The organism is Streptomyces sp. SID3343 (genome assembly GCF_009865215.1).
Lineage (GTDB): Bacteria > Actinomycetota > Actinomycetes > Streptomycetales > Streptomycetaceae > Embleya.
Window position 1 is genome coordinate 1 of record NZ_WWJX01000644.1, and the last position, 9,285, is coordinate 9,285.

Annotated in this window: 8 protein-coding genes; 1 reads left to right on the plus strand and 7 read right to left on the minus strand. The window is 71.3% G+C overall.

Annotated features, from left to right (window positions below; all coding sequences use genetic code 11):
- From GT354_RS19770 to GT354_RS19800, 7 genes are all read right to left on the minus strand, one after another.
- The coding region (locus GT354_RS19770) for a zf-HC2 domain-containing protein (protein WP_202512067.1) at positions 1 to 410 on the minus strand (410 nt) is incomplete at its 3' end.
- On the minus strand, positions 407 to 979 hold the full coding sequence (locus tag GT354_RS19775; protein WP_161357626.1) for an RNA polymerase sigma factor: 573 nt from the start codon (positions 977 to 979) through the stop codon (positions 407 to 409). The genes GT354_RS19770 and GT354_RS19775, both read right to left, overlap by 4 nt.
- 115 nt (positions 980 to 1,094) lie before the next feature.
- Positions 1,095 to 2,210 carry an XdhC/CoxI family protein gene (locus GT354_RS19780; RefSeq protein WP_161357627.1) on the minus strand — a complete coding sequence of 372 codons (1,116 nt, stop codon included), beginning with the start codon at positions 2,208 to 2,210 and terminating at the stop codon, positions 1,095 to 1,097.
- 38 nt (positions 2,211 to 2,248) lie between these two features.
- The gene (locus GT354_RS19785; RefSeq protein ID WP_161357628.1) at positions 2,249 to 3,796 is read right to left on the minus strand and encodes an NCS2 family permease; all 1,548 of its coding nucleotides are present in this window, start codon (positions 3,794 to 3,796) and stop codon (positions 2,249 to 2,251) included.
- A 272-nt stretch (positions 3,797 to 4,068) separates the two neighbouring features.
- On the minus strand, positions 4,069 to 6,426 hold the full coding sequence (gene pucD / locus GT354_RS19790) for a xanthine dehydrogenase subunit D (protein WP_161357629.1): 2,358 nt from the start codon (positions 6,424 to 6,426) through the stop codon (positions 4,069 to 4,071).
- A gap of 3 nt (positions 6,427 to 6,429) precedes the next feature.
- Positions 6,430 to 6,945 (minus strand): (2Fe-2S)-binding protein, encoded by a 516-nt coding sequence (locus GT354_RS19795; RefSeq protein WP_161357630.1) that lies wholly within the window; start codon positions 6,943 to 6,945, stop codon positions 6,430 to 6,432.
- Positions 6,942 to 7,826 (minus strand): xanthine dehydrogenase family protein subunit M, encoded by an 885-nt coding sequence (locus GT354_RS19800; RefSeq protein WP_161357631.1) that lies wholly within the window; start codon positions 7,824 to 7,826, stop codon positions 6,942 to 6,944. Before GT354_RS19800 ends, GT354_RS19795 begins: the two co-directional genes overlap by 4 nt.
- 265 nt (positions 7,827 to 8,091) lie before the next feature.
- Between GT354_RS19800 and GT354_RS19805 the strand changes: the two genes are divergently transcribed.
- Positions 8,092 to 9,285 (plus strand): PucR family transcriptional regulator ligand-binding domain-containing protein (locus tag GT354_RS19805; RefSeq protein WP_161357632.1); only part of this gene is annotated, 1,194 nt, incomplete at its 3' end.

The window sequence follows — 9,285 nt, forward strand, 5'->3', positions numbered from 1 at the left end:
CCGTACGCGAGCGCGATGCCCGCGAGCGGCAGCACCGGCGCGCCGACCAGGAACGAGAGCAGCGCGCCCGGCGCGTCCCCGGCCAGGTTCGCGGCCGCGGTGCCGAAGGCCAGGACCACGAGCACCGCGAGCAGCCAGGCCCGACCCAGTGCGGGGGTGGCCGTCAACACCCGTGCCACGTAGGGCGGTACGCCCATCCGCGCGAGCATCCGCTCGGGCAGCGGGGGCCGGTCCAACGCCGCCTCGATGCCGTCCCACGAGCGTGCCAGCCACGCGTCGTCGGCGGGCACGGCCGCCCGGCACGCGGGGCACGCCACCAGGTGCGACTCGATCGACATCACGTGCGGGACCGGCAGGCCGCCGCGCAGGTAGCGCGCGAGCAGGTCCTCGGGAATGTGCCAGGCGCTCACGTCAGCAACTCCCTCAACCGGGTGCGCGCACGCATCGCCCGGGTCTTGACGGTCCCCTCGGGTATCCCGAGCAGCCGGGCGGCTTCCTTCGTGGTGAGCCCGTCGAGCACGGTCGCCTCGATCACGGCGCGCAGTTCGGGCGACAGGCGCGCGATCGCGCCGCCCACGTCGGTGTGTTCGACCGAGAGCAGGACCAGATCCTCGGCGGAGGCGGTGATCGCGTCGTCGGAGTCCAACTCGACGACCGGCACCCGGCGCACCCGAAGCAGCGAGATCAGCCGGCGTACGCCGATCGTCCAGATCCACGCGGCGACCTCCCCGGCGCCCGGGTCGAAGCGGGAAGCGCCGCGCCACACGGCCACGAAGGTGTCCTGGATCGCGTCGTCGACCAGATCGGGATCGGCGCATCGCCGGGCCAACCGGGCCCGCAACCACGGCGCGTGCCGCTCGTGCAGCAGCCGCAGGGCTTCGGTCCGGCCGGCGGCCACGGCCGCGAGCACGTCGACATCGGAGGAGAGCCGATCCACGATCGGCGGGGGTTCGGTTCGTCTCGCGAAAAACAAGCGCACACCGAGGACTATCGCCTCGCACCCGCCGACGGTTCACGCGAAAGTCGATCGGCACGAACGCGTCGTGGGGGCCGAACCGCCGGTTCGGCCCCCACGACGCCAGGATCGCTCGCGACTATGCCGCGTGGTGGATCGGACCTCCGGCGCTGCGCAGAGGCAGGCCCGTGCCGCCGTGGCGGGCGGCCACCACCTCGGCGAAGACCGACAGCGCGGTCTCCTCCGGGGTGCGGGCGCCCAGGTCCAGGCCGATGGGGGAGCGCAGGGCGGCCAACTCGCGCTCGGTGACGCCGATTTCGCGTAGGCGGGCCACGCGTTGTTCGTGGGTGCGGCGGGAGCCCATCGCGCCGACGTAACCCAGCCGGAGTTTGAGGGCGAGTTCGAGCAGCGGTACGTCGAACTTCGCGTCGTGGGTCAACACCGCCACCACCGTGCGGCCGTCCAATCGATCGGCGACCAGGTCCAGGTGCCGGTGCGGCCAGTCGACCACGACCTCGTCGGCGTCCGGGAAGCGTCGCCGGGTCGCGAACACCGGTCGCGCGTCGCAGACGGTGACCCGGTAGCCCAGAAGCTTGCCCATCCGCGCGACCGCGGCCGCGAAGTCGATCGCGCCGTAGACCAGCAGGCGCGGCGGCGGGGTCCGGCTCTCGACGAAGATCGTCACGTCACCCGGGGCCACCTCCGGGCACGGCCGGCCGTCCTGACGAAGGGTCAGCAGGCCGGTGCGGCCCACGTCGAGCATCGCGCGCGCCTCGCCGATCACCGATGCGTCGAGCGCGGGATCCGCGCCGTAGGTGCCGGTCGTCGTGTCGGCGGTGACGGTGACGGTCCGGCCCACAAGCGCGGCGGGACCGGCGACGACCCGGGCCGCGGCCACGGGGGTGTCCCGCTCGGCCGCGGCCAATGCCGCCTCGACGGCGGCGTCACCGCCGGGTTGTACGAACACGTCGATCACTCCGCCGCAGGTCAGACCCACGGCGAAGGCGTCCTCGTCGCTGTAGCCGAAGCGCTGGAGCACCGGGGTACCGCTCTCCAGCGCCGCACGGCACAACTCGTACACCGCACCTTCCACACAACCTCCCGAGACGCTGCCGACGACCGTGCCGTCGGCGCCCACGGCGAGCGCCGCACCCGGAGGGCGGGGCGCGCTTCCGCTGACGCCGACCACGGTGGCCAGGGCGTATGGCGTTCCCGCACGTCGCCATTCCGCGATTTCGGTCCCGAGGTCGAGCATCGACGTCTCCTGGGGCTGTGGGGGATGCGGCCGGTGCGTCAGCTGACGCCCAACCACTCCTTGATCGGATGCAGGGCGAAGAACACCAGGAAGGCGAGGGTGAGGATCCACATCAGCGGACCGATGTCACGCCACTTGCCTTGGGCCGCCTTGATGAGCGTGTACACGATCACGCCGGCCGCGACGCCCGCGGTGATCGAGTACGTGAACGGCATCAGCACGATGGTCAAGAACGCGGGGATCGCCGCGGCCTTGTCGTCCCAGTCGATGTGCTTGACCTGGGTGATCATCATCGAGCCGATGACCACCAGGGCCGCCGCCGCGACCTGGTCGGGGACCACGCCCGCAATCGGCGTGAAGAACAGCATCAGACCGAAGATGCCACCGGTGACCACACTGGACAGACCCGTGCGCGCGCCGTCGCCGACGCCGGTCGCCGATTCGATGAAGACCGTCTGACCCGAGGAGCTGGTGACGCCGCCGATGATGCCACCCGCGCCGTCGATCGCCAGGGCCTTGGACAGGCCCGGCATGCGGCCCTTGTCGTCCACGAGCTTGGCCTCGTTGCCGATGCCGATGATGGTCGCCATGGCGTCGAAGAAGCCCGCGAACACCAGGGTGAAGACCAGGACCGACGCGGTGATGCCGCCGGCTTCGGAGAAGCCGCCGAACACGCTCACGTCACCGAACAGTCCGAAGTCGGGCGAGTCGACCACCTTGTCCGGCAGATTCGGGACGCCACCGCCCCAGGTCTTGTCGGATATGTCGACGATCGCGTTGATCACCATCGCGAGCACCGTGCCGAACACGAGCCCGATCAGGATCGCGCCGCGGACGTTGCGGGCCATCAGCAGGAAGATCGAGACGACCGTGACCGCGAAGATCAGTACCGGCCACCCCGCGAGCTCGCCGGCCGGGCCGAGCGACACCGGCGGCCCGCCCGGTGCGGCGTTCTCGGTCACCACGCCGGCCTTGTTGAGGCCGATCATCGCGATGAACAGGCCGATGCCGATGGTGATCGCGTGCTTGAGCGCCATCGGAATGGCGTTCATGATCCGCTCGCGCAGACCCGAGACGACCATCAGCATGATGATCAGGCCGTAGATGACACACAGGCCCATCGCTTGCGGCCAGGTCATCTCCGCCGCGACCTGGTTGCCGACCACGCCGGCCACCGACAGGCCCGCCGCGAGCGCCAGCGGCACGTTGCCGATCAGGCCCATCGCGATGGTGGTGACGAACGCCGCGAGGGCGGTCATCGTGGTGATCTGGGCGGGGTCCAGTTGGTCCCCGTTGACGTCCTTGCCGCCCAACAGGATCGGGTTCAGCAGCAGAATGTAGGCCATCGCCATGAACGTGGTGAGGCCGCCGCGCAGTTCGCGGCCCACCGAGCTGCCGCGGGCGCTGATCTTGAAGTACGTGTCGAGCGGGCCGCCACTGCCCTTGCCCTCGGAGGGCGGGGCAGGAGCCTTCGTCGCACCGCCGCCGTCCGCCGACGACGTGCCGAGTGCCGGGTCGTGCTCCGAGTCGCGTGGCGATCTCGAGGGGTTTTCTCCGGGTTCCGTCGGAACCGGTGTGTGAGCCACTTTCCCACTCCCAAGTGTCTTAGGTGTTGTTGGGGAGGTGCGGGTCACCGCGGCCACCGGCCCGATGTCGGGCCGGTGGCCCGTCCGAAATCGGGCCGCCAGGACTCGACTTCGGGCAGGCACAACCGTGGTGACCTTCCTGCGTGGGGGCGCGTCCGTTCGACGACACGGCGATCGGCCGTGCGGAGTCGGGCCGGTCCGGCCCCGAAGGGTGACGTCTGCGCCACCGCTCGGGACCGTACTACGATCGAGAATCAGGAACTGACGGTGTCTCAGGTCCCGGTGAGGTGCTCCGGCCGAACCGGTACCCGGTTCAGGGGCAGGCCGGTTGCCGCGCGGATCGCCGCGACGATCGCGGGCGTGGCGGAGAGCGTGGATGCCTCGCCGGCCCCGCGCAGCCCGTACGGGGCGTGGGGATCGGCGAGTTCGAGCACGACCACCGGCATCGGCGGCATGTCGACGATGGTGGGGATCAGGTAGTCCGTGAACGAGTTGTTCTGCACCTTGCCGTCGGTGACGACGATCTCCTCCATCAACGCCAGGCCGAGTCCCTGGGCGGCGCCGCCCTGGATCTGGCCGACCACCGCGAGCGGATTCATCGCCTTGCCGACATCCTGCGCGGCGGCCAACTCGACCACCTTGACCAGGCCCAATTCGACATCGACGTCGACGACCGCGCGGTGCGCGCAAAACGAGTACTGGACGTGACCGAAGCCCTGCCCGGTGACATCGTCCAACGCCTCGGTCGGGCGGTGGCGGAACACGGCGGTCTCGTCGACCGGTTCGTCGCCCAGCACCTCGACCAGATCCGCGACCACCTCGCCGCCGGGCGTGACGATCTTGCCGCTCGCCGGCCGTAGGTCCGCCGCGTACGCCGCGGACCAGCCGTAGCGCTCGCGACCGCGGGCGAGCACCGTGGCGCGCACCGCCTCGGCGGCCGACTTGACCGCGCCGCCCGTCATGTACGTCTGGCGCGACGCCGACGTGGAACCGGCCGAGCCCACCCGGGTGTCCGCCGGCGCGATGGTCACCCGATCGACGCCCAACTCGGTCCGCGCGATCTGTGCCTGCACGGTGACGCCGCCCTGGCCGACCTCGGCCATCGCGGTGTGCACGAGCGCGACCGGCACGCCCGCGATCACCTCCAGGCGCACCCGAGCGGTCGAGTAGTCGTCGGAGCCCTCCGAGTAGGCGACGTTCTTGATGCCCACCGCGTAGCCGATCCCGCGCTCGACCCCTTCGCCGTGCGTGGTGTTCGACCGGCCGCCCGGCAAACCGCGCACGTCCGCGCCACGCGGGTTCCCGGCGGGCGGCAGCGGCATGTCCTTGACCCGCCGCAGCAGGTCCGCCACCGGCGCGGGTGCGTCCACCACCTGCCCGGTGGGCATCAACGAACCCTGCTCCATCGCGTTGAGCTGCCGCAACTCGACCGGATCCAGGCCCAGTTCGGCCGCGACACGGTCCATCTGCGCCTCGTAGCCGAAGCACATCTGCACCGCGCCGAAGCCGCGCATCGCGCCGCACGGCGGATTGTTGGTGTACACCGCCATCGCGTCGACCACGGCGTTGGGGACCGCGTACGGGCCGATCCCGAGCGACGCGGCGTTGCCGACCACCGCCGGCGAGGACGACGCGTACGCGCCGCCGTCCAGCACGATCTCGGCCTTGACGAACACGAGCTTGCCCGCGCGCGTCGCCCCGTGCTCGAACACCATCGTCGCGGGATGACGATGCACGTGCCCGAAGAACGATTCCTCACGGTTGTAGACGATCTTCACCGGCTTGCCGGTGTGCTGCGCCAGCAGGCACGCGTGCATCTGCATCGAGATGTCCTCGCGCCCGCCGAACGCGCCGCCCACCCCGGCGAGGGTGAGCCGAACCTTCTCCGGCGGCAGGTCGAGCACCGGGCACATCTGGTACCGGTCCACGTGCAGCCACTGGGTGGCGATGTACAGGTCGATGCCGCCGTCCTCGGCGGGCACCGCGAGACCGGACTCCGGGCCCAGGAACGCCTGGTCCTGCATGCCGACCTCGTACTCGCCGCGCACGATCACGTCGGCGAGCGCGCGCACCTCGGCGCCGTCACCGCCGCCGTGGTGGATGTGCCGGCGGTGCACGACGTTGCCGGACGCGTTCGCCTTGTAGTCCTCGGGGGCGTGCACATATCCGTGGGTCCGGGGGTCGAGCGCCTGGACGGGTCCGATCGAGGGGAGCACGTCGTATTCGACCTCGATCCCGGCGATCGCGCGGCGCGCCGTCTCGGGGTGGTCGGCGGCGACGATGACGATCGGCTCGCCGTGGAAGCGCACCTCGTCGATCGCGAGCACCGGCTGGTCCGGAATCTCCAAGCCGTAGTACTTCACCCCGGGGATGTCCTCGTGGGTGAGCACCGCGTACACGCCGGGCAGGGCGAGCGCCGCGGACACGTCCACCGACAGGATCCTGGCCCGCGCGTGCGGGCTGCGCAGGGCCATGCCCCACAGCATGTCCTCGTGCCACAGGTCGGAGGCGAACGCGAAGTCGCCCTTGACCTTGAGGACGCCGTCCGGGCGCGGCGGCGACGCGCCGATGCCGTCGCGGCCCGGGGCGAGCACGTCCCGGAGGTTCTCGGGCCTGGTCAGACCGACCATGGGTCAGCCCTCGAGGTGGTCGAGGTTCGAACCCGAGGCGGCGCTGTCGCGGGCCTTCGCCTTGCGGGCGGCCGCGAGTCGGACCGCGTCCATGATCTTCTCGTAGCCCGTGCAGCGACACAGGTTGCCCGACAGCGCCTCACGGATCTCCGCGTCGGACGGGTGATCCGACCTGCCCAGCAGGTCGTGCGTTTGTACGAGCAGCCCCGGCGTACAAAACCCGCACTGCACCGCACCGGCGTCCACGAACGCCTGCTGCACGTCGTCGAGCCGGTCGCCGTCGGCGAGCCCCTCGACGGTGCCCACCTCGCGACCGTGCGCCTGCCCGGCCGCGACCAGACACGCGCACACCGGGTCGCCGTCCAGGTACACCGTGCACGAGCCGCATTCGCCCTGCTCGCACGCGTTCTTGGAGCCGGGCAGGCCGACTCGCTCACGCAGGACGTAGAGCAGGCTCTCGCCCTCCCACACGTCGTCCGCCTCGGTCGGGCGGCCGTTCACGGTGAATGCGACCCTCATGCGGCGGCCCTCCCGATGGTGCGGTGATCGTTCCAGGTCCACAGCAGGGTGCGGCGCGCCATCACGGCGAGCGCGTGCCTGCGGTACGCGGCCGAGCCGCGCACGTCGTCGATCGGCGCGGCCGCTCGGGCGACCAGTTCACCGAATCGTTTCGCGGTCGCGACGGGCAGTTCGCCGCCGTTGTCCCACAGGCCTGTGTCGGCGAGTTCGGCGGCGATGAACGCCTCCGCCTCGAGCGCCCGGCGCGGCGTCGGCGCGGCCGAGCCGATGCCGGTGCGCACCGTGCGGGTGTCCGGGTGCAGCGCCACCGCGAACGAGCACACCGCGATCACCATGGCGTTGCGGGTGCCGACCTTGGCGAACTGCTGGGGGCCGCCGGCCGAGGGGATGTGCACGGCGCGGATCAACTCGTCCGGCTCCATCGCGTTGCGCTTGACCCCGAGGTAGAAGTCGTCGATCGGGATCAGCCGCGTGCCGCGCACCGAGGCCACCTCGACGTTCGCGCCCGAGGCGAGCAGCGGCGGGTGCGCGTCGCCGGCCGGCGACGCCCCGCCCAGGTTGCCGCCGACGCTGCCGCGGTTGCGGATCTGCGGCGAGCCCACGGTGTGCGCCCCGAGCGCGAGGCCCGGGAGGCGGTCGTGCAGCGCATCGATGATCCTCGCGTAGGGGACGGAGGCGCCCAAAAGCACCGTGCCGTCGTCCTCGATCTGCCATTCGTGCAGTTCACGAATGCGGTTGAGGTCCAAGAGGGCCTCGGGACGGCGACGGTCGAGGTTCAGCTCGACCATGACGTCCGTGCCACCGGCGATCGGGACCGCGGCAGGGTGCTGCGCCTTGACGGCGAGCGCCTCCTCCCACGTCGCGGGCCGCAGGAATTCCATGGTGGATATCTCCTTCTGCCTTGCGTATGGCCCTACCGTCCCTATACCCGTCGCGGGGGCGCGTCGCTTCGGGTGGAGCGGAGGGTGCGCACCAGTACACCGAGACAGAGGTCACTGTGAGTACCCACGGAAGACATGACTCAGGCGTGTCATGTGGACGTCGTTCCCGTACTTTTCTCCAAGTGTTCCTCCGGTCGTCGAACCGGTATGACGGATCCGCCCTGTGTCGACCGGGCATCGGGCTGGATCGGGAAGGGGGCCGGCGATGCGATTGCGCGCACTTCTCGGCGACGGAATATCCGGGATCCGACTGTTGGTGGGAGAGGAGGAGTTGGACCGCAGCGTGCGGGCGGTGATGACCACCGACCTGCACGACCCCAGCCGATACCTGGCGGCCGGCACTCTCGTGCTGACCGGCCTCGGCTGGCGCTCGGCGAGCGCGGGCGCCGACGATTCGGATCGCTTCGTGCGGGTCCTGACCAAGAGCGGGGCCGCCGCACTCGCGGCCGGACAGGCCGAGATCGGGGACATCCCCGTCGACCTGGTCGACGCGTGCGCCCGCCATCATCTGCCCTTGTTCGCCGTCGAGGAGGAGGTGTCGTTCGCGCGCATCACCGAGTTCGTGATCCGGCGGATCTCCGCCGAACGCGCGACCGATCTGACCGCGGTGGTCGACCGGCATCGACGACTGGTCCAGGCCGCCGCGGGCGGGGCCGGGCTCGACGGAGTGCTCTCGCTCGTGGCGGCCGACATCGACATCCACTGCTGGGTGCTCTCGCTGACCGGGCGACAGGCCGCCGCCGGAGGGCCCGACCTCGCGCCGGGTCTGCGCACCAAGATGGCCCGCGCGCACTTCGGTGCCCGTGAACGCAAGGCTCGGGTACCGTTTCGCCACCGGGTGGACGGCCGCTCGTTCTCGCTGCTGCCCATCCCGGAGGCGGGCGGATCCGCCGACCTGGACGCGTGGGGCGACTGGTTCCTCGCGGTCGAGGACGACGTCACCGACTGGCCCGAGCGACATCAGGAACTGCTCGGCGAACTGGTGCGGCTCGTCTCGGTGGGCCGTGACCGGGTCGAGGACGGTCGGCGGCGCACCCGGCGGCTGTCCGAGGACGTGCTCAACCTGCTCGCGTCCGGCGCCGATCCCGTCGAGATCGCGGCCCGACTGCGAGTCGCCGAGCCCGAGAAGGGCCGGATCGCCAGGTGGCAGTTCGCCACCGCGGCGCTCCCGGACCTGCCCTCGCGCGACGCGCAGCGGCTCGCCCGGGTCCTCCTGGAGGAGGCCCTCGCCGACCTGCCGGTGCCGGCTCTGGTGTCGGCGACCGGGCCCGGCGCGGTCGCGCTGATCCCGTGCGAGGACGACGACCCGCCCGCGAGCGGCCGACCCGAGAGCGCCGAGCCCGATCCCACCACCCGCCTGCTGCGCGACCGCCTCGCCGCGCTCGACGGCCCCACGGCC